The organism is Streptomyces sp. NPDC107498 (assembly GCF_055582805.1).
The window spans coordinates 101,869-122,672 of sequence record NZ_JBVJPE010000004.1 but is presented as its reverse complement, the minus strand read 5'-3'; the positions used below and the strand labels follow the sequence as shown (position 1 = coordinate 122,672).

Sequence of the window (20,804 nt, the reverse complement as noted above, 5' to 3'; positions counted from 1 at the left end):
GGGCCCGGAGCCGGTGTCCGCCGCGTAACGCCTTGGTCTCGGCGGGGCGAGGGGGAAACCCTTCCCGGACCTGCGACGTCGTCCTGGGCATGAACACGGAAAATCCGGGCTGCCTCACGGGAGTGGCGCGCGCCGTCGCCCTCGTCGTCGTCCTGCCCGTCCGGCTGGTCTGGGACGCCCTCGCCTACTGCCTCCGGCAGCTCTGGCGCTGGATCCTCGCCCCGATCGGCCGAGCCCTCGGGTGGCTGCTCCACCACCTCCTCGTCGTTCCCCTCCTCTGGTTGTGGAAGTGGGTCCTCGCCCCGATCGGCCGAGCCCTCGGGTGGCTGCTCCACCACCTCGTGGTCGTCCCCCTGCTCCGGCTCTGGGAAGGGGTCCTCGTCCCGGTCGGCAAGGCCCTGTGGTGGGTGGTCGACCTGATCCTCGTCACCCCCCTCACCTGGCTCTGGAGGTACCTGCTCGGTCCCGTCCTCCGCGCCGTCGGCGCGGCCCTCGCCCGGGCCTGGCGGATCGCCGGGCAGGTCTCGTCGGTCCTCGGCCGGGCGCTCCGCTGGGTGCTGTGGAACGCGATCGGCCGCCCCCTCGCCTGGGCGTACCGGGTGATCCTCACGCCCGTCGGCCACTGGCTGCGCACCTGGGTGTGGGAGCCCGCCGCCGCCGTCGGCCGGGCGGTCCGCACCGCCGCCCGGGACGTACGGACCGCCCTCTTCGGCGGCCCCCGCTGACCGGCCCGCACGGGTCCCCGGTCCTCCTCCCGGGAACCTGAGGCGGCCCGGGCGCGTACTCTGGGCAGTACGACGAACGTCCCCGGCGCGGCGCCCGCCCCGAGATCTCCCCGCAGGACGCGGGGGTGGTCCGGGCGGGCCGCCCAGGGGACGTCCCCCGAGCTTCCGGGCGGAGCGCCACCCGCGCCCGCCCCGCACCGAGGAGAAGAACCACTGGGCAAGCGACAGCCCGAAGGCCCGCCGCCCGCACCGGCGGTGCAGCGCATCCGACTGCGCTACACCAAGCGCGGCCGCCTCCGGTTCACCAGCCACCGTGACTTCCAGCGCGCTTTCGAGCGTGCGCTGCGCCGTGCCGAGGTGCCCATGGCGTACTCGGCGGGCTTCACCCCGCACCCCAAGGTGTCGTACGCCAACGCCGCCCCGACGGGCACGGGCTCCGAGGCCGAGTACCTGGAGATCGCGCTCACCGAGGCGCGCGACCCGGAGACCCTGCGGGCCCTGCTCGACGAGTCCCTCCCGGCCGGCCTCGACATCACCGACGCCGTCGAGGCCCGGACCTCGGGCCTCGCCGACCGGCTCACCGCCTCCGTGTGGGAGCTGCGCCTGGAGGGCGTCGCCGTCGAGGACGCGGAGAAGGCCGTCGAGGCGTTTCTCGCGGCCGAGACGGTGGAAGTACAGCGCAAGACCAAGAACGGAGTCCGCACCTTCGACGCCCGTTCCGCCGTCACCGAGCTGACGGCAGCCCGTCACCAGGGCGATCCCCAGGGTGATAGGCCGCTGGACAGCGCCTGTGCGATACTGCGCCTGGTTGTTCGGCACGTGACACCTGCCGTGCGACCCGACGACGTCCTGTCCGGTCTCCGAGCTGTGGCCGACCTGGCGCCGCCGGTCCCCGCTGCGGTGACCAGGCTGGCGCAGGGGCTCTTCGACGAGGAGTCCGGCACGGTGACCGACCCGCTCGCGCCCGACCGCGAGGCAGTCACGGCCGCTTCACCCACGGCCGCCGCGACCGCCCCGGCGACGGCGCCGGGTGCCGGTACCGCGTAGGGAGCGGTCGTCGTAGCGCCGCCCTGGCACTCGGGAGCCACCTGGGCCGGGCAGCGCACTGACCAGGAGACTTTCGCCAGGCCGTCCGCACAGGGCGTACGGAACCGGCGAGCCAGACACAGAGCTCCCGTGCGGCGCCCGCGCCCCGGACGGCGGCACCGCGCCACAGGCGCGATCGTGCCGCCGGACCGGAACCAGACGCGGCGCCCGGGAGCGTGACGGGAGAACCCCGCATGCTCGAGTCCAACGAAGACACCAACGCCCCCGGTGACAAGCTGCCGCCGCGCCGCAGGCGCCGCGCCGCTTCCCGCCCCGCCGGTCCGCCGGTGACGGGCGCGACCACCGACGCCGCCGAGACCACGGTGACCGCCGAGGCCCCGGCCGTCGAGACCCCCGCCGTGGAGGCCGCCCCCGCCGAGGCCGAGGCCGCCCCCGCGCCGCGCACCCGCCGCCGGGCCACCCGCAAGGCCACCGCGCCCTCCGTGGAGACCGCGGCCGAGCCGGTCGCCGAGCCGGTCGTGGAGACCCCCGCGGCCGAGGCCGTCGAGGAGGCCTCCGAGGCCGCCCCGGCCCGCCCGCGCCGCCGCGCCACCCGCAAGGCCACCTCGCCGGTGACCTCCCCGGCCGCCGCCGAGGAGACCGCGGCCCCTGCCGCCGAGCCGGCCGCCGAGCCCGTCGCCGCTCCGGTCGCCGAGGCCGTGGAGGAGGCCGCGCCGCCGGCCCGTACCCGCCGTCGCGCCACCCGCAAGGCCACCGCCCCGGCCGGCCCCCCGGCCGCCGCCGAGGAGACCGCGGCGCCCGCCGTCGCGCCGGCCGCCGAGGCCGTCGCCGCTCCGGTCGCCGAGACCGTGGAGGAGGCCGCGCCGCCGGCCCGTACCCGCCGTCGCGCCACCCGCAAGGTCACCTCGCCCGAGCCGACCGCCGCTCCGGCCGCCGAGCCGGCCGTCACCGGCGAGTCGCTGCCCCAGTCCACCGTCGAGCAGATCGCCGCCGACGAGGCCGAGGTCGCCGCCGCCGAGACCGCCGCCACCCGTGGCCGCGGCCGCCGCCGCGCCACCTCGCCGCAGTTCACCTCCGAGCCGGCCCCGACCCGCGAGACGCGCCGCGCCGCGCGCCCCGCCGTCGCCGTCTTCCAGGCCCCGGTCTTCACCGAGCCCATGTTCCAGACCCCGGAGACCGCCGCCGCGGCCGCCGCCGCCCACGTGGAGGAGCCGGAGGAGGACGAGGCCGTCGAGACGACCGAGGTCGTGGAGGCTGTCGAGCCCGCCGAGGCCGAGACCGCCGAGACCGCCGAGCGCGCCGAGACCGGCTCCCGCCGTCGCCGTCGCCGCCGTGGCGAGCCCGTCGCCGTCGAGCCCGTCCCGGCCACCGTCGCCGACGAGCCCGAGGTCGAGGCCGCCGCCGACGAGGTCGAGGAGACCGAGGACGCCGAGGAGACGGACGAGTACGAGGACCGTCCGTCCCGCCGTCGCCGTCGTGGCGGCCGTCGCCGCCGCCGCGGCGAGCTCACCGAGGTCGAGGAGGCCGAGGAGGCCGAGGAGCCGCACGCCGAGGACGAGACGGAGGAGCCCGAGGAGGGCGAGGAGGAGTCGGAGGACGCCGAGGCCTACGCCGGCGGCTCCAGCAGCTCCCGTCGCCGCCGTCGTCGCCGCCGTCGCAGCGGGGACGCCTCCGCCGACGTCGAGGCGGGCGACGAGGACGGCGTCCGTACGGTCGTCAAGGTCCGCGAGCCCCGTCCGGCCCGCGAGAAGGCCGAACCCGGCACGGGTGCGGACGAGGTCCAGTCCATCAAGGGCTCGACCCGCCTGGAGGCCAAGAAGCAGCGTCGCCGCGAGGGCCGCGAGCAGGGCCGCCGCCGCGTCCCGATCATCACCGAGGCCGAGTTCCTCGCCCGTCGCGAGGCCGTCGAGCGCGTCATGGTCGTCCGCCAGAACGGCGAGCGCACCCAGATCGGCGTCCTGGAAGACAACGTGCTCGTCGAGCACTACGTCAACAAGGAGCAGGCCACCTCGTACGTCGGCAACGTCTACCTGGGCAAGGTCCAGAACGTGCTGCCGTCCATGGAGGCCGCCTTCGTCGACATCGGCAAGGGCCGCAACGCCGTCCTGTACGCCGGCGAGGTCAACTTCGAGGCGCTCGGCATGGCCAACGGGCCGCGCCGCATCGAGTCCGCCCTCAAGTCCGGCCAGTCGGTCCTCGTGCAGGTCACGAAGGACCCGATCGGTCACAAGGGCGCACGTCTGACCAGCCAGGTCTCCCTCCCGGGCCGCTACCTCGTGTACGTCCCCGAGGGCTCGATGACCGGCATCAGCCGCAAGCTCCCGGACACCGAGCGCGCCCGTCTGAAGACCATCCTCAAGAAGATCGTCCCCGAGGACGCGGGCGTCATCGTGCGCACCGCCGCCGAGGGCGCGAGCGAGGACGAGCTGCGCCGCGACGTCGAGCGCCTGCAGGCGCAGTGGGCCGACATCCAGAAGAAGGCCGCCCAGATCTCGACGTCCGCGCCGAGCCTGCTCTACGGCGAGCCGGACATGACCGTCCGGGTCGTCCGCGACATCTTCAACGAGGACTTCTCCAAGGTCATCGTGAGCGGCGACGACGCGTGGGAGACCATCCACGGGTACGTCTCGCACGTCGCGCCCGACCTGGCCGACCGCCTGTCCAAGTGGACCAGCGAGGTCGACGTCTTCGCGACGTACCGGATCGACGAGCAGCTGATGAAGGCGCTGGACCGCAAGGTCTGGCTGCCGAGCGGCGGCTCGCTGGTGATCGACAAGACCGAGGCGATGATCGTCGTCGACGTCAACACCGGCAAGTTCACCGGCCAGGGCGGCAACCTCGAGGAGACCGTGACGAGGAACAACCTCGAAGCGGCCGAGGAGATCGTGCGCCAGCTGCGCCTGCGCGACCTGGGCGGCATCGTCGTCATCGACTTCATCGACATGGTCCTGGAGTCCAACCGCGACCTGGTGCTGCGCCGCCTCCTGGAGTGCCTGGGCCGTGACCGGACCAAGCACCAGGTGGCCGAGGTCACCTCGCTCGGCCTGGTCCAGATGACCCGCAAGCGGGTCGGCCAGGGCCTGCTGGAGTCCTTCTCCGAGACCTGCGTCCACTGCAACGGCCGCGGTGTCATCGTCCACATGGAGCAGCCGGCCACCGCCGGCGGCGGTGGCGGCGGCAAGCGCTCGAAGAAGCGCGGTCGCGGCGGCGCCGAGCACGTCCACGAGCACGAGCACGCCGAGGCCGTGGAGCCGGAGACGGCGGAGACCGAGGTCGAGACCGAGGCCGAGGTCGCCGCGGAGCTGGCCGCCCCGGTGGCCGTGCCGGTGCCGATCGCCCCGGACGAGGAGCTGTACGGCTCCGCCGCCGAGGCGGAGGCCGCCGCCACGCGCGGCCGCGGCCGCCGTCGGGCCACCCGTCGGGTGTCCGCCCCGGTCGTCTCGACGCCGGCGCCGGTCGTGGAGACCGAGGCCGTCGACTTCGAGCCGGCGCCCGCCACGACGCCGGCCGCCGAGCCCGTCGCACCGGTCGCCGAGCCGGTCGCACCGGCCGCCGAGGAGCGGCCCGTCGCCGAGTCCGAGCCGGTGGCCGAGGAGGCCGCCGCCCCGGCTCCGCGCGGCCGTCGCCGGGCCACCCGCCGGGTGACGTCCCCGGTCGTCTCGACCACGGACGCGCCCGCCGAGATCGTCGCCGAGCCCGTGGCCGCGGAGCCCGCTCCGGAGCCGGAGCCCGTCGTGGCACCGGAGCCGGTGGCCGCGCCCGCGACCGAGGCCGTCGTCGAGCCCGTCGTCGAGGAGGCCCCCGTGGCCGCCCCGCCGCGTGCCCGGCGCCGGGTGGTCCGCAAGGCCACCGCTCCCGCCGGTTCGCCCGCGGGCGCCGAGGAGGCGGCCGTCGTCGTGGTGACCACGGCCCCGGCCGAGGCCGCCGAGGCGCCGGCCGAGCCCGAGGCGGAGGCCGCGCCGGCCAAGAAGACGGCCGCGCGCAAGACCGCGAAGAAGGCCACGGCCAAGAAGGCCGCCACCAAGAAGACGGCGGCGACCAAGAAGACGGCGGCGAAGAAGACCACCGCCAAGAAGGCCACGGCCAAGAAGGCGGCGGAGAAGACCGCCGCCCCGGCCCAGGACTGACCGGCCGGTGCGGGCCGCCTCCTCCTCCGCGGGGAGGCGGCCCGCACCGCACGGGCGAATTTGACCCTCTGAGGCAGCCGCCCGTAACCTAGACCGTCGGCGCGTCTATCGATGCGCCGCGCCTCTGAGCACCTCCCTCCCGCCCGTCGGGAGAGGCCGCTCGTCCGATTCCGGAACGCCGCGGGCCCCCGGGCCCGTGTGAGCGGCTGGCTTCAGAGGTTTCGATCCCGAGTGAGAGAGAGATCCGCGTGTACGCCATCGTGCGCAGCGGTGGTCGCCAGCACAAGGTTGCTGTCGGCGACATCGTTGAGGTTGACAAGATTTCCACCGCCAAGGTTGGCGACACGGTCGAGCTCTCGACCCTGCTCGTTGTCGACGGCGACGCCGTGACCAGCGACCCGTGGGTCCTGGCCGGCATCAAGGTCACGGCCGAGGTCGTGGACCACCACAAGGGCGCCAAGATCGACATCCTGCGCTACAAGAACAAGACCGGCTACCGCCGTCGCCAGGGTCACCGTCAGCAGTACACGGCGATCAAGGTCACCGGTATCCCCGCGGCTGCGAAGTAAGAGGGACTGAGACATGGCACACAAGAAGGGCGCATCGTCCACCCGGAACGGGCGCGACTCCAATGCCCAGCGGCTCGGCGTGAAGCGCTTCGGCGGTCAGGTCGTCAACGCGGGTGAGATCCTGGTCCGCCAGCGTGGCACCCACTTCCACCCCGGCGCGGGCGTCGGCCGTGGCGGCGACGACACGCTGTTCGCCCTGCAGGCCGGTTCGGTGCAGTTCGGCACCCACCGTGGCCGCAAGGTCGTGAACATCGTTCCGGTCGCCTGATCGGAACTCTTTGCGGAGGCGGACCTCACTTCCCGGAAGGGAAGAGGGTCCGCCTTTCGCGTGTTGATAGACAGACATTCCACCCGTATTTCCTGGAGGCACAGAACCATGACCACCTTCGTGGACCGCGTCGAGCTGCACGTCGCCGCGGGTAACGGAGGCCACGGCTGCGCCTCCGTACACCGGGAGAAGTTCAAGCCGCTCGGCGGCCCCGACGGCGGCAACGGCGGCCGTGGCGGCGATGTGATCCTGGTCGTCGACCAGTCCGTCACCACTCTCCTCGAGTACCACCACTCCCCGCACCGCAAGGCCACCAACGGCCAGCCCGGCGCCGGTGACAACCGCTCCGGCAAGGACGGCCAGGACCTGGTCCTGACCGTGCCCGACGGCACCGTCGTCCTCGACAAGAAGGGCAACGTCCTCGCCGACCTGGTCGGCCAGGGCACCACCTTCATCGCGGGCCAGGGCGGCCGCGGCGGCCTCGGCAACGCCGCGCTGGCCTCGGCCCGCCGCAAGGCCCCCGGCTTCGCGCTCCTCGGCGAGCCCGGCGAGGCGCGGGACATCGTCCTGGAGCTCAAGACCGTCGCCGACGTGGCCCTGGTGGGTTACCCGAGCGCCGGCAAGTCCTCGCTCATCTCCGTCCTGTCGGCCGCCAAGCCGAAGATCGCGGACTACCCCTTCACCACGCTGGTCCCGAACCTCGGCGTGGTCACGGCGGGCTCGACCGTCTACACGATCGCCGACGTGCCGGGTCTGATCCCGGGTGCCAGCCAGGGCCGCGGCCTCGGTCTGGAGTTCCTCCGCCACGTGGAGCGCTGCTCGGTCCTCGTCCACGTCCTCGACACGGCGACGCTGGAGTCCGAGCGCGACCCGGTCACCGACCTCGACGTCATCGAGGAGGAGCTCAAGCAGTACGGCGGCCTGGAGGACCGGCCCCGGATCGTCGTCCTCAACAAGATCGACATCCCGGACGGCCAGGACCTCGCGGACATGATCCGCCCGGACCTGGAGGAGCGCGGCTACCAGGTCTTCGAGATCTCCGCCGTGGCCCGCACGGGTCTCAAGGAGCTCTCCTTCGCCCTCGCCGGCATCGTCGCCGAGGCGCGCGCGGCCAAGCCGAAGGAGGAGGCGACCCGGATCGTCATCCGTCCGAAGGCCGTCGACGACGCGGGCTTCACCGTCACGTACGACGAGCACGAAGAGGTCTACCGGGTGCGCGGCGAGAAGCCGGAGCGCTGGGTCCGCCAGACCGACTTCAACAACGACGAGGCCGTGGGCTACCTGGCCGACCGCCTCAACCGCCTCGGCGTCGAGGACGCGCTGATGAAGGCCGGTGCCCGTGCGGGCGACGGCGTCGCGATCGGCGCCGAGGACAACGCGGTCGTCTTCGACTGGGAGCCCACCATGATGGCGGGCGCCGAGATGCTCGGCCGCCGCGGCGAGGACCACCGTCTGGAGGCCCCGCGTCCGGCCGCGCAGCGCCGCCGCGACCGCGAGGCGGAGCGGGACGACGCGCAGCGCGAGTACGACGAGTTCGACCCGTTCTAGGAGCTCCGCTCCCGAGGACGACGGAAGGCGGGGCGGCACGTGCCGCCCCGCCTTCCGTGCTTTCCGCCGCCGGGACGGAAGGGGCCGTTCGGGTGGGGCGGGTCCCGTACCATCCTGGATGTGAGTCGTATCACTTCCCCTCAGGTGGCAGGAAAGCTCGGCGTTGTGGTAATCGCACACAATGACGAGGGCTTGGTCGGCGAGGCGATCCGGTCCGTGCTCGACCAGGGTCCCGTGGTCGCGGAGGTCGTCGCCGTCGACGACGGATCGAGCGACGGCACGGCCCGGGTCCTGGACGAACTGGCCGCCGTCCACCCCCGGTTGCGCGTCGTGCACCGCACGGAGAACAGCGGCGGTTGCGGCACCCCCCGCAACGACGGCGTCCGGGCCGTCACCGCCCCCGTCGTGATATTCCTCGACAGCGACGACGTCCTGCCCGAGGGCGCGGCCGAGACCCTGGTGGCGGCGGCCGAGCGGCACGGCGCCCCCGTCGCGGTCGGCGCCTGCGTGCGGCGCGAACTGCCCGAGGGCCGCGACGTGCGCTGGCAGCCCGCGCTCTACCGCGAGCCGGCCCTCCTGGAGACGCCGGCGGACCTCCTGCCGCTGGTCCACGACACGCTCTGCGTCAACAAGGTCTACGACCGGGCCTTCCTCGCCGAGAACGGCATCCGCTTCCCCGAAGGCCGCTGCGTCTACGAGGACTTCCTCTTCACCGCGCGCGTCCTGGCCGCCGCGCCCCGCGTCGCGGTCGTCCCCGACACCGTCTACATCTGGCACGTGCGCCGGGCCACGGCGCGGCTCTCGATCTCCCTCGACCGGGACGGCATCGCCAACTGGGAGGCCCGGATCGCCGCCCACCGCACGGCCGTGGAGACCTTCGAGGAGGCGGGCCGCAAGGAGCTGGCCACCGCCTGCCGCACCAAGTTCCTGGAGCACGACCTGCGGCTCTACGCCCGCGAGTTGAGGCTGCGCGACACCGCCTACCGCGGCGCGTGGTGGACGTCGGCCCGCGAGCACGTCGGGACCTTCGGGGAGAGCGCGATCGCCGCCGCGTCCCCGCCCGCCCGCTGGGCCGCCCGATTCCTGCTGGCCGCCGGGGAGCCCCGGGACCTGGAGCGGCTCTCCCGGCTCGCCGCCGACCCCGCCCGGTTGCTCCCGCCCTTCGCCCGGAGCGGGGGCGCCGCCGTCTGGTCCGAGGACCTTCCCGTGGAGCTGGACGGCATGGACGACCTGCCGCTCGCCGGGCTGCCGCTGCTCGTCGACGGCGAGCTGCGCCCCGGAGCGGCCGGCGGCGAACTGCGGTTCACGGTCCGGGACCTGTACGGGCGGCTGGCCGAGGCCCTTCCCCGTACCGCCCGCGTCGACTTCCTTCCCCGGGGCGGCGACACGCCCGCCCGCACCGAGCACGCCGAGCTGTCGGGCGTGGCCGGCGGCTGGTCGGGACGCGTCCCGGCCGGGCTCACGGACCTGGCCCGGGAGGGCCTGCGGCGGGGGCGCAGGGGCGTGCAGCTCTGGGACGTGCGGGCCACGGTGACCTGCGCGGACGGCAGCTCGTTCACGACGGCGCTCCGGCTTCCGGAGGAGCGGCAGCGTCGCTCGGTCGTGCCGAGCAGCCGGTACGGTGTACTGCTGGTGCGGCAGTACACGACGGCGAACGGCTCGCTGGCGGTACGGCTCGCACCCGGTGCCCGCGACGGGCTCCAGGCGGTCGGAGCCAGGCTCCACAGGCTCGCCCGTAGATCACAGCGAAAGGGGTTTGGGGCATGACTTACCTGATCACCGGTGGTGCCGGCTACATCGGCTCCCATGTGGTCCGTGCCATGACGCAGGCGGGCGAGAAGGTCGTCGTCCTCGACGACCTGTCCACGGGGTACGAGGCGCGGGTGCCCGGGGGCGTGCCCCTGGTGGTCGGCTCCACCCTCGACCGCGAGGTCCTCGACCGGACGATCGCCGAGCACGGGGTGACGGGCGTCGTCCACCTCGCCGCGAAGAAGCAGGTCGGCGAGTCCGTCGAGCTGCCGCTGCACTACTACCGCGAGAACGTCGTCGGCCTCACCGTCCTCCTGGAGGCCGTCGCCGCCGCCGGCGTGCGCAACTTCCTCTTCTCCTCCTCCGCCGCCGTCTACGGCATGCCGGACGTCGACCTCGTCACCGAGGAGACCCCCTGCCTGCCGATGAGCCCGTACGGCGAGACCAAGCTGGCGGGCGAGTGGCTGGTGCGCGCCGCGGGCGCCGCGCACGGCATCTCGACGGCCTGCCTGCGCTACTTCAACGTGGCCGGCGCGGCCGCCCCCGAGCTGGCCGACACGGGGGTCTTCAACCTGGTCCCGATGGTCTTCGAGCGCCTCGACGCGGGGGAGGCCCCGCGGATCTTCGGCGACGACTACGACACGCCCGACGGCACCTGCATCCGTGACTACATCCACGTCGAGGACCTGGCCGACGCGCACCTCGTCGCCGCGCGGAAGCTCGCGGAGTGGGCCGCGGCGGGCGAGCCGCGTGACCTGACGGTCAACATCGGCCGTGGCGAGGGCGTCTCCGTCACCGAGATGGTCCGGCTGATCAACGAGGTCACCGGCCACTCCGCCGAGCCCCTGGTCACCCCGCGCCGTCCCGGCGACCCCGCCCGGGTCGTCGCCGCCGCCGACCGCATCGCGACGGAGCTGGGCTGGAAGGCCCGGCACGACGTGCGCGACATGATCGAGTCGGCCTGGGCCGGCTGGGTCGCGCGCCGCGGCGCGGCGGTCTGACCGCGGGAAGACCGCAGCAACACCGCATCAACCGCGGGAAGACCGCGGGAACAGCGGAGGGAAGGGCCGGGGAGCGCGACTCCCCGGCCCTTCCCCCTTCCGTGCCCCTCAGCGCTCCAGGAAGGCGAAGAGCGCCTCCCAGCGGTCGGTGATCTCGTCGGCGGCGTACCGCCTCACGTTCTCGAAGGCGGCGTCGCCCATGCGGTTCCGCAGCTCCTCGTCGGTGATGAGGGCGCTGATGTGGTCGCCGAGCTCGACGGTGTTGCCCAGCCGGGCGAGCAGGCCGTCCTCGCCGTCCCGGATGATCTCCCGGACTCCCGGTGCGCAGTCGAACGCGGCACAGGGCAGGCCCGTGGCCATCGCTTCGAGCAGGGTGATCGGAAAGCCCTCGGCACGCGAGGCCTGCGCGAAGACGGAGGCCCCGGAGAGCGCCCCGAGGACGTCGTTGGTACGGCCCCGCCACTCCACGGACCCGTCGAGGCCGAGCTCGGTCGTCCGGGCGCGCAGCGACTGCTCCTCGTCCCCGGTGCCGTAGATCCGCAGCTTCCAGGAGGGGTGGCGGGGAGCGATCTCGGCCCAGCTGTCGAGCAGCATGTCCATGCCCTTCTCGTGCGAGAGCCGGCCGATGGAGACGACGACCTTCTCGTCGCGGGGCGCCGGGGCCTCGGGCATGAAGGGCAGGGGGTTGGGCATGTGGCCGACGTTGTCCATTCCGGCCCGGATCCAGCGGTCCGCGTCGCCCGGGGTGAGGATGAGCAGCCGGTCGACGTCCTTGTAGTGCCGCTTCACCCGGGAGAGCCGGGAGGTGGCGGCGCTGGCGGCGTACGACTCGTGGCTCATGCCGATGACCAGGAGCCCCGCGGTGTCCGCGAGGGACACCCACTCCATCGCCCACACCTGGGTCACGATCAGGACGGCACCGGGCCGGGCGGCGGCGAACAGCGCCGTCATCCGGTCGGCCCGCTCGCGCATGCCGGCGGCGCGTGCCGCGTGCCGCCGCCGCTCGACGGCGTTGAGCCTGCCCCTGACGCCGCGCAGCGGCCGGAGCTGCGGCGGATGCGCGTCGTACAGGGTGGTCGTGGCGTACGGCAGGGGCTCGGGGAACTCGTGCTCCCGCCCCGCGGGGGCGGGGGTGATGCCGATGACGTGGACGCGGTGGCCCCGGCCGGTGAACTCCCGGGCCATCTGGTGCGTCCAGGTGGTCACTCCGCCCGTCTCGGCCACGCTGTTGGAGACGATGAAGACGTCACGGCCACCGGAGACGGCGCTCCGACCGGTCACTTCCCGTCCTTCTCGAAGCAGTTCGGCCACTTCCCGTTCCCTTCGAAGCAGTTCGGTCACTTCCCGCCCCCGGTGAAGAACCTGGCCACGATCCGCCGGGCCGCGTCGCCCCGGTCGTACTCGCTGAACTCCGCGTTGAACCGCTGGCGGGCCGCCGCGTACTTGATGTCGGCCTCGTCCCCGAAGTTCTCGATCACCCCGAAGAACTCCTCCTCCGTGGCCACGACGGGCCCGGGGGCGCGCTCCTTCAGGTCGAAGTAGGTGCCGCGGTTCTCCCTGGCGTACTCCTCGTAGTCGGGGGTGAGGAAGACCATCGGGCGGTCGAGGAGCCCGTAGTCGAACATCACGGAGGAGTAGTCGGTGATCAGCCCGTCCGCGAGGGCGAGGAGCGGGGTGACGTCATGGCGGCGGGAGACGTCCACGACCCGGCCCCGGACCGACGGCGGGAGCGACACGCTGTTCAGGTAGTGCGTCCTGATCAGCAGCGTGTGGGTGGCGCCGAAGCGTTCGGCGAACTCCTCGACGTCGAAGGGGAGCAGGAAGGGGCGCACCTTGCCGCCGGGCGTGGCGCGGAAGGTCGGCGCGTACAGCAGCACGGTCCTCTGCGGGTCGATGCCCAGTTCGGCCGCGAGCGGACCGCGTTCCCGGCGGCCGGTCTCGGCCTCCCGCCGGTGCGCCGCGACGAGTTCGTCGTTGCGTGGGTAGCCGACGGGCAGCAGCACCTCCTCGCGGAGCCGGAAGGCCTTGGCGAGGGTCCGCCGGTCGTGCTCGCCGCGGATCAGGAAGTGGTCGAAGCGGTCCAGCGCCTTCTGGAAGGTCTGCTGTGACGCGGACCCGCGGGACTTGGTGTGCGGCTCGTCGAAGCCCATGCGCTTGAGCGCCGTGCCGTGCCAGGTCTGGATGTAGGTGGTGCCGGGGCGCTTGGCGAGGCGCAGCGGGAACCCCTGGTTGTCGATCCAGAACTCGGCCTGCGCCAGCGCCCGGAGGTACTGCCGGCTCCAGCGCTTGACGAGGACGGCGTCCTCGGGGAAGCCGGTCGGCCGGGCCCCGGCGTAGGACCAGACGCCCTCGAAGGCGATGCCCTGGCGCCGCATCTCCTCGTAGATCGCCTTGGGGCTGTCGCTGTACTGCTTGCCGAGGTGGCTCTCGAAGACGACGAGCCCCTTGCGGATCGGCAGCCTGCTGTAGAGCCGGTGGTAGAGGCGGAGCTTGGTCTCGCCCGAGTTCAGGTTGCGCTTCGTGTGGAGCAGCCGCCTCAGGCCGGTCTTCGCCAGGCCGGCCGCGCGCCCGTGCATGGCGCCCTCGATCATCGCCGAGGTGCGCACGGCCGCCCTGCTCTCGGCCCCGAGGACGTACGACAGGTTGCCCTTCCTGGTGACCTCGGGGACGAAGCGGTCGGAGACCAGCCGGGTCAGCCGGGGGCGGACGCGGACGGGGCCCGCCTCCTCGACGGGGGTGCCGCCGACGGAGACCCGGGTCCTGAGCTTCCGGCCGTCGACCGTGAGGACCAGCCGGACGTCCCAGACCGCGTCGATGATGCCGAGCGGACGGACCGCGCGGGCGACGTCCACCCGGCCCTCCCACTCGATCCGGTCCCCGGCGTGGCGGACCGAGGCGACCGGGATGCGCGCGGTCCCGCCGCTGACGCCGCGACGGGCCGAGATCTCCAGGACGGCGCCGATGTCCGCGTCGGGGCCGATCCGGCCCAGCGGGTTGACGACGTGCCCGGCGAGTTCGACGACGCCGCCGGAGCCCGTGTACGAGGTCAGCCGGTTGCCGAGGGCGAGCGAGGCCAGCGGGCGGGTGTCGTAGCCGGCGGCGGTGACGTCCAGGATCCGGCGGCCCCGTTCGGTGTCCAGGTGCTCGGCGCACCAGTAGACGCGCCCGTCCCGCTCGGCGAGCGGGACGGTGAGGCGGCCGGGGTTGGTGAGCGCGTCGGTGGCGGGGAGGAGGTTGGCCCAGTCCTCCTTGCTCAGGAGGTACGCGCAGACGGCGTGCAGGGGCTGCACCTCCTCGTACGCCCGCGGGTCGATCTCCGCGAGGTAGCCGTTGGCCAGTGCGGCGAACTCGCGCCGGTAGTCGTCGCCGAGCAGCGGCAGGTCGCGCAGGTGGAGGACGAGGTCGTGCTTGAGGAACTTGATGTCCTTGCGGAACTTGAGCTCGTCGTACCCCTTGCTCTCCAGGAGGGCGTCCACGCGGCGGTGGATCTCCATGCGGTGGACGAAGTTGGCGATCTCGTGGCGCCGGTTGCTGATCGACTTGGCGGCGGCGCTCTCCTGCACGTTCCAGTGGTAGACGCGGTTCGGGATGAGGGTGATGCGGCGCGCGGCGACGTAGGCCCGGGCCGAGAAGAGCAGGTCCTCGTAGTGGATGCCGACGGGGAACTCCAGCCCCTGTTCGAGCAGGAAGGCGCGCCGGTAGCACTTGTTCGTCGACAGCGTGTCGAAGACCAGGAGGTCGGACAGCTCGGTGATGGAGTCGATCGTCCGCGTCCGGGAGTAGAGCCAGGGGTACCACTCGGTGGTCTTCCGGTTGCGGCTGTCCAGGTGGACGCGGACGCACAGGCCGGAGACGAGGTCGGCGCCGGTGCTCTCGGCGGCGCCGAGCATGTTGCGGCAGGCGTTGCGCTCCAGGACGTCGTCGCTGTCGAGGAACATGACGTACGTGCCGGTGGCCTGCTGGATGCCGTGGTTGCGCGGCGCTCCGCAGCCGCCGCTGTTGCGCGGCAGCTGGAAGGCCCTGACCCGGTCCGGGTGTGCGGCGGCGAGCGCCTGGGCGACCGCGAAGGTGTCGTCCTTGCTGCAGTCGTCGACGATCACGACTTCGACGCCGTGCAGGGTCTGCTCCAGGACCGACCGTACGGCCGTCGGCAGACGCTCTGCGTCGTTGTAGGCGATGACGACCACGGAGACGTCAGGCACGTGCACCTCGATTCATTTGTCTTTGGCTGCACCCGCAACTCAAACTACCCGGCGTTCACCATCCGTTACGGCCTGTCACCCTTCGCAGGAGTGTGCGAGTCAGGGTCGGTTCAGTCGTTCCACCCCGTAGTACCGGGCGGCGCACTGCGCGGCCCAGTCCCGCGCGTACGCACGCGTGAAGAACGGCTCCGCGAGGCCGCCGACGAGCAGCGGACGGTACGTCACGGCCGTGCGGCCGGCCGCCGCCTCCGCGCGGATCCGGGCGTCCTGCCGGTCCCAGGCCAGGCTGCGCTCCACCGTCTTCGTGGTCAGCGTCCGCGTCGGCGGCACCAGGGCGGCCGTACCCGCCACGGCGACGACCCCCGCGATTCCCGCCACCGCCGCCGCGAGGGCGCCCCGGGCCCCGAGCCGCCGCCCGATCCGGTGGCCGAGCCAGGCCCCGTAACCGCAGAGCGCGACCAGGAACGGCACGAGGAAGCTGGTCCACGTGCGCGCGTACGTCCACCCGCCCGCCCCGTAACCGCCGCGCAGGCCGTACGCGGCCACCAGGCTCCCCAGCGCGATCAGGGGCACCGGCAGGACGGCGATCACCAGCACCGCGCCGCGCGCCGGGCGGACGGCGCGGTGGAAGGGGCGGCGGGCCGGGAGGGCGACCGCCAGACCGAGCAGCACCCCGACGGCGAGGGCGGCCGCGTACGCCCACTGGCCGCCGATCGTCTCCCAGACGCGCGACCAGTCCTGGAACGTCGCCCCGAGCTCCGACAGGGACAGCGGCCGCTTCGGCTGCTGCGCCCGCCGCCAACGGGCCCCGGGGGAGGTGAAGAGCAGCACCGAGCCGGCCAGGAGGCCCAGGCACCAGGCGGCGCACCACGTCGACGCGAAGCGGTCGTGGACGAGGCGCAGCCGGGGGAGGCAGAGCACGCCGGCCGTCGCCGCGATCAGCCCGGACATGGCGACGAAGGGCTCGCTGAGGGTGCCGACCGCCGTGCCGAGCAGGACCGCCGAGCCGACGGCGACCGACCGGGCCCAGGACCGGTGGCTGCGGGCCGCCCACACCCCGGAGAGGGCCGCCCAGACCCCGATGACGGTCGGGAGGGTGTGGGACAGGGTGGCCGGAGCCCAGAGCAGCACCTGGTACGAGCGGGTCCCCGCGAGGAACAGCAGCGCTTCGAGCACCAGGACCGCCGTCGCGGTCGCCACCACCGGGAACGGCAGGCGCAGGGCGCGCAGCACCTCCCGGGCGAGGAGGAACAGTCCCGCGCCCAGCGCGAGGACCAGGAAGGCGGGCAGCAGCTTCGGGCCCCGCATGCCGTCGGAGTAGAGGAGGCCGGTGAGGAAGGCGTTGGTGACGCGCCCGTTCTGGGTGCGGTAGAAGTCCGAGGTGATCCCCAGGACCCCCATGTCGCGGGACTTCCAGAGGGCGCACCAGTCGTCCGAGGTCGGACGCACGTAGACGCCCAGGAAGGCGCCGACCGAGAGCAGCGCCCCGGCCCCGGCGGCGACGACGAGTGCGATCCAGGGCAGCACCCGCCGCAGGCCCTCCCGGTGCGCGGCGGCGTCTCCCGCCGCTTCGGCGCCGCCGGTCTCCTGCTCCTGGTCGCCGTCCGGCTCCTCGTCGCCGGTCTGCGGCCCGTCGCCGGTCTGTGGCTCGTCGCCGGTCTGCGGTCCGTCGCCGTCCTGTCCGTCGGCACGCTGTCCGTCGGCGCCGTTCTGCCGGTCGTTCGGCATCCCCGCGTCACCGTGCTCCGAGATGGTGGTCCTGCTCAACGGTCATCGCTCCAGCCGGCCGAGGTCCGTGGCGTGTCGCCCCTACGAGTGACGAACGGGCGAAAACGCCACGTATACCAATATCTTCCCCACATGCTTTGCTCCATGGACGACATGCCGACCAGGGGCGGTCACTCGGACGACGCCGGGCGGCCACCGCCCCGCCGTACCGTGGCCGCGCTGCTCGAAGGAGAGTCCGGTGGCGGTCCTTCCAGTCCTTCAGGACGCACTCTCGCCCATCCCTCTGGAGTGACCGTTTCATGACCAGGCTTTCCGTCGTCGTCCCCTGCTTCAACGAGGAGGACGTCATCGAGCGATTCGACACGCGGATGCGACAAGTGCTCGACGCACTCCCGGTCGGATACGAGATCTGCTACGTCGACGACGGAAGCTCCGACGGAACGCTCGGCAGACTGCGCGAGATCGCCGCCCGCCACCCGCAGCGCACCCAGTACGCCTCCTTCAGCCGCAACTTCGGCAAGGAGGCCGCCATGCTCGCCGGCCTGCGCAAATCCACCGGTGACGCCGTCGTCATCATGGACGCCGACCTCCAGCACCCGCCCGAGCTGCTCGGGCGCATGCTCGACCTCTACCACCAGGGTCACGACCAGGTGATGGCGCGACGCACCCGCGAGGGCGACAGGAAGGTCCGTACGGCACTCAGCCGTGTGTACTACCGGGCCGTGAACCGTTGGGTGGACGTCGAACTCACGGACGGCGTCGGCGACTTCCGTCTGCTCTCCCGGCCCGCCGTCGACGCCCTGCTGTCGCTGCCCGAGTACAACCGCTTCTCCAAGGGCCTCTTCTCCTGGATCGGCTTCGACACCGTCACCTTCGACTACCGGAACGCCGCGCGCGAGGGCGGCGAGACGAAGTGGAAGTTCAGCTCCCTGCTCAACTACGGCATGGACGGGCTGATCTCCTTCAACAACCGTCCGCTGCGCATCGCCCTCTGGCTCGGCATGATGCTCACCGGCCTCGCCGCCCTCTATGCCGTCTGGGTGACCGCCGCCGCGATCACGCAGGGCGTCACCGCCCCCGGCTACGTCACCCTGGTCGCCATCATCGTGGGGCTCGGGGGCGTGCAGATGGTGATGCTGGGGCTGATCGGCGAGTACATCGGCCGCATCTACTACGAGACCAAGCGCCGGCCGCACTTCCTCGTGAAGGAGACGCACCGCTCCTTCGGCCGCGCGGCCGCCGAGCGCGCCGCCGCCGAACGGATCCGCGTCGTGACCGCCGAGCGGGAGCACTGATGCACCCGGAGAACGGGGGAGGCGCAGGGGCCGCGAGGGACGCGGGGAGCACGGGAGGCACGGGGAGCATGAGCGACCCGGAGGGGTCGGGGGGCCCGGAGGGCACGGGAGGCGCGGGGGGTGCCGGGAGCGGGCGGCGCGCCCGGCTCGCGGAGATCTTCCGCTTCGCGCTGGTCGGCGGTGTCAACACCGGGACCTTCTTCGGCTGTTACCTGCTCCTGCACCCCTGGATGCCGTACTTCGCCGCGTACTCCCTCGCCTTCCTCCTCAGCATGATCGGCTCCTTCTTCCTCAACACCTACTTCACCTACCGCACCCGGCCGACATGGAAGAAGTTCGCCCTCTTCCCGCTCACCAACGTCACCAACTACCTCGTGCAGAGCGTCGGTCTCTACGCCCTCGTCACCTGGGCCGGAATGGACGACAGGATCGCGCCACTCGTCGCGGCCGTCGTCGCGATCCCGTTCACCTACCTGATCTCCCAGCGGATCCTGGTGCCCCGCGGCACCGGCCGGCCCGCCGCCTCCGGTCCAGGGAGCGAAACGGACGAGCGGCAGCCCTCCCGGCTCGCGTAGATTGCCTGGAAGCCGCGGCGGGGAGCGTGCGGCGCGTGGGACAGCCGAGTGAGGACGACGCAGGTGGCGACGCAGGTGACGGGACAGACGGACGTGGCGAGGCAGTACGTGACGGAGGCCCGCAGGATCGTCGTCAAGGTCGGCTCCTCCTCCCTCACCACCGCCTCCGGGGGCCTCGACGCCGACCGCGTCGACGCCCTCGTCGACGTCCTCGCCAAGGTCCGCAGCGGCGGCGAGAAGGAGATCGTCCTCGTCTCCTCCGGTGCCATCGCCGCGGGGCTCGCACCGCTCGGCCTCACCCGCCGCCCCAAGGACCTCGCCCGCCAGCAGGCCGCCGCCAGCGTCGGCCAGGGCCTCCTCGTCGCCCGCTACACCGCCTCCTTCGCCCGCTACGGCGTCCGCGTCGGCCAGGTCCTCCTCACCACCGACGACACCAGCCGGCGCGCCCACTACCGCAACGCGTACCGGACCCTGGACCAGCTCCTCGCCATGGGCGCGCTGCCCGTCGTCAACGAGAACGACACCGTCGCCACGGACGAGATCCGCTTCGGCGACAACGACCGGCTCGCCGCCCTCGTCGCCCACCTCGTCCGCGCCGACCTGCTCGTGCTGCTCTCCGACGTCGACGGGCTGTACGACGGAGACCCCTCCAAGCCCGGCACCTCGCGGATCGCGCAGGTCACCGGCCCCTCGGACATCGCCCACGTCGAGATCGGCTCGGCCGGCAAGGCGGGCGTCGGCACCGGTGGCATGGTCACCAAGGTCGAGGCCGCCCGGATCGCCGCCGCCGCCGGCATCCCCGTGGTCCTCACCTCCGCGAGCCGCGCCGCCGACGCCCTCGCCGGACGGGACACCGGCACGTACTTCCACCGCACCGGCCGCCGCTCCGCCGACCGGCTGCTCTGGCTCGCCCACGCCTCCACCCCGCAGGGCGCCCTCAGCCTCGACGACGGGGCCGTACGAGCCGTCGTCGAGGGCAAGAAGTCCCTGCTCGCGGCCGGTGTCGCGGCCGTCGAGGGCGACTTCGTGGCCGGCGACCCCGTCGAGCTCCGCGACGCCTCCGGCCGGCCCGTCGCCCGCGGCCTCGTCAACTTCGACGCCAAGGAGCTGCCCCGGATGCTCGGCCGCTCCACCCACGAACTCGCCAAGGAACTCGGACCCGAGTACGAGCGAGAGGTCGTCCACCGCGACGACCTGGTCGTCATCCGCTGACGGCCCGACGCCGAAACGGCTGAAAGTCTGGCCATCCGGAAGGGACGTTCACCAAAACCGCCCCACGTACCGCCTCGGACTGGTCAACTTTGTCTCGGGGGTACGACAAGGCGGGGTACAGCACCACACGCATCACACAGGAGGCCGCCGGTGAGACGAGCGCGCCCAGGGGCACCGCCCCGCGGGACTGCCGAACGCGCCCTGACCAGTGTCGAGGCCGGAGCCGACTTCGACGAGGCACGGCACAGGTCCACGGACAGGAAGACCGAGACCACCACCGAGACACATGAGGAACGGCCGGTGTCCAAGCTCTGGCACATCACCCTCAGTGTGTCGGGCGTGGAGTCACCGCTGAAGGAGGTGCGACGCGGGCTCGAACAGCTGGCCCACGACCACCCCTTCCTGCTGACCAGCCGCTACGCCAACGACCACGCCGAGATCCGGTACTGGGAGGAGGCCCGCGACCTGCACGACGCGGCGGCCGTCGCCCTGCGCCTGTGGGGCGAGCACCGGCAGACCGCCAAGCTGCCGCCCTGGGAGATCGTGGGGCTCGAGGTCATCGACCGCGAGACCTACCACCAGCGGATCGCGGAGGGCTACGGCCCGCCTCCCGCCGCCCCGGTCGGCGTCCACCCGTACTGACGGGCGGACCCCCGCAGACGGGCGGAGACGCGCCATCACGAGGGGGGTACGTCTCGGAGTGCGGGATACGGGCGCGATACGTGAGGGATGTCCGCAGCGGTGCCAGTACCCTGCGG

General features: G+C 73.0%; 15 protein-coding genes. 12 read left to right on the top strand and 3 right to left on the bottom strand.

The window, feature by feature from the left end; genetic code table 11:
• Positions 1-89: 89 nt before the first annotated feature.
• From ACZ66Z_RS08865 to galE, 8 genes are all read left to right on the top strand, one after another.
• Positions 90-725: a hypothetical protein gene (locus tag ACZ66Z_RS08865; protein WP_469933297.1), complete on the top strand. Its 636-nt coding sequence runs from the start codon at positions 90-92 to the stop codon at positions 723-725.
• Positions 726-980: 255 nt separating this feature from the next.
• Positions 981-1,772 carry a TIGR03936 family radical SAM-associated protein gene (locus tag ACZ66Z_RS08860; RefSeq protein ID WP_356903854.1) on the top strand — a complete coding sequence of 264 codons (792 nt, stop codon included), beginning with the start codon at positions 981-983 and terminating at the stop codon, positions 1,770-1,772.
• Between the two features lie 233 nt (positions 1,773-2,005).
• Complete coding sequence (locus ACZ66Z_RS08855) at positions 2,006-5,899, top strand: Rne/Rng family ribonuclease (protein ID WP_469933296.1); 3,894 nt, start codon at positions 2,006-2,008, stop codon at positions 5,897-5,899.
• A gap of 248 nt (positions 5,900-6,147) precedes the next feature.
• Positions 6,148-6,468 carry a 50S ribosomal protein L21 gene (gene rplU / locus ACZ66Z_RS08850; RefSeq protein ID WP_015033583.1) on the top strand — a complete coding sequence of 107 codons (321 nt, stop codon included), beginning with the start codon at positions 6,148-6,150 and terminating at the stop codon, positions 6,466-6,468.
• A gap of 13 nt (positions 6,469-6,481) precedes the next feature.
• Positions 6,482-6,736 carry a 50S ribosomal protein L27 gene (gene rpmA / locus ACZ66Z_RS08845; protein ID WP_010041940.1) on the top strand — a complete coding sequence of 85 codons (255 nt, stop codon included), beginning with the start codon at positions 6,482-6,484 and terminating at the stop codon, positions 6,734-6,736.
• 108 nt (positions 6,737-6,844) lie between these two features.
• Positions 6,845-8,284 (top strand): GTPase ObgE, encoded by a 1,440-nt coding sequence (gene obgE, locus ACZ66Z_RS08840; protein ID WP_469933295.1) that lies wholly within the window; start codon positions 6,845-6,847, stop codon positions 8,282-8,284.
• Positions 8,285-8,404: 120 nt separating this feature from the next.
• Positions 8,405-10,051, top strand: coding sequence for a glycosyltransferase family 2 protein (locus ACZ66Z_RS08835; RefSeq protein WP_469933294.1), 1,647 nt, complete (start codon positions 8,405-8,407; stop codon positions 10,049-10,051).
• The gene (gene galE, locus ACZ66Z_RS08830; RefSeq protein WP_469933293.1) at positions 10,048-11,034 is read left to right on the top strand and encodes a UDP-glucose 4-epimerase GalE; all 987 of its coding nucleotides are present in this window, start codon (positions 10,048-10,050) and stop codon (positions 11,032-11,034) included. Before ACZ66Z_RS08835 ends, galE begins: the two co-directional genes overlap by 4 nt.
• Before the next feature lie 108 nt (positions 11,035-11,142).
• Here galE and ACZ66Z_RS08825 read toward each other — a convergent pair whose 3' ends face one another.
• The 3 genes from ACZ66Z_RS08825 to ACZ66Z_RS08815 form a co-directional block, all read right to left on the bottom strand.
• Positions 11,143-12,315 (bottom strand): glycosyltransferase, encoded by a 1,173-nt coding sequence (locus ACZ66Z_RS08825; RefSeq protein WP_469933292.1) that lies wholly within the window; start codon positions 12,313-12,315, stop codon positions 11,143-11,145.
• 56 nt (positions 12,316-12,371) lie between these two features.
• Complete coding sequence (locus ACZ66Z_RS08820; RefSeq protein WP_469933291.1) at positions 12,372-15,242, bottom strand: bifunctional glycosyltransferase/CDP-glycerol:glycerophosphate glycerophosphotransferase; 2,871 nt, start codon at positions 15,240-15,242, stop codon at positions 12,372-12,374.
• A 93-nt stretch (positions 15,243-15,335) separates the two neighbouring features.
• Positions 15,336-17,003 (bottom strand): hypothetical protein, encoded by a 1,668-nt coding sequence (locus ACZ66Z_RS08815; RefSeq protein ID WP_469933290.1) that lies wholly within the window; start codon positions 17,001-17,003, stop codon positions 15,336-15,338.
• A 260-nt stretch (positions 17,004-17,263) separates the two neighbouring features.
• Here ACZ66Z_RS08815 and ACZ66Z_RS08810 point away from each other — a divergent pair, with 260 nt between their 5' ends.
• The 4 genes from ACZ66Z_RS08810 (at position 17,264) to ACZ66Z_RS08795 (ending at position 20,688) form a co-directional block, all read left to right on the top strand.
• Positions 17,264-18,259 (top strand): glycosyltransferase family 2 protein, encoded by a 996-nt coding sequence (locus ACZ66Z_RS08810; RefSeq protein WP_469933289.1) that lies wholly within the window; start codon positions 17,264-17,266, stop codon positions 18,257-18,259.
• Positions 18,260-18,327: 68 nt separating this feature from the next.
• Complete coding sequence (locus ACZ66Z_RS08805; RefSeq protein ID WP_469933288.1) at positions 18,328-18,834, top strand: GtrA family protein; 507 nt, start codon at positions 18,328-18,330, stop codon at positions 18,832-18,834.
• Between the two features lie 108 nt (positions 18,835-18,942).
• Positions 18,943-20,046, top strand: coding sequence for a glutamate 5-kinase (gene proB / locus ACZ66Z_RS08800; RefSeq protein ID WP_469933553.1), 1,104 nt, complete (start codon positions 18,943-18,945; stop codon positions 20,044-20,046).
• Positions 20,047-20,196: 150 nt separating this feature from the next.
• The gene (locus ACZ66Z_RS08795) at positions 20,197-20,688 is read left to right on the top strand and encodes a hypothetical protein (protein WP_469933287.1); all 492 of its coding nucleotides are present in this window, start codon (positions 20,197-20,199) and stop codon (positions 20,686-20,688) included.
• Positions 20,689-20,804: the final 116 nt, after the last annotated feature.

Coding starts and splice junctions, on each gene's coding strand:
- obgE (WP_469933295.1), top strand. CDS start 6,845: ATGACCACCTTCGTGGACCGCGTCGAGCTGCACGTCGCCGCGGGTAAC.
- ACZ66Z_RS08855 (WP_469933296.1), top strand. CDS start 2,006: ATGCTCGAGTCCAACGAAGACACCAACGCCCCCGGTGACAAGCTGCCG.
- rpmA (WP_010041940.1), top strand. CDS start 6,482: ATGGCACACAAGAAGGGCGCATCGTCCACCCGGAACGGGCGCGACTCC.
- ACZ66Z_RS08805 (WP_469933288.1), top strand. CDS start 18,328: ATGAGCGACCCGGAGGGGTCGGGGGGCCCGGAGGGCACGGGAGGCGCG.
- galE (WP_469933293.1), top strand. CDS start 10,048: ATGACTTACCTGATCACCGGTGGTGCCGGCTACATCGGCTCCCATGTG.
- ACZ66Z_RS08810 (WP_469933289.1), top strand. CDS start 17,264: ATGACCAGGCTTTCCGTCGTCGTCCCCTGCTTCAACGAGGAGGACGTC.
- ACZ66Z_RS08865 (WP_469933297.1), top strand. CDS start 90: ATGAACACGGAAAATCCGGGCTGCCTCACGGGAGTGGCGCGCGCCGTC.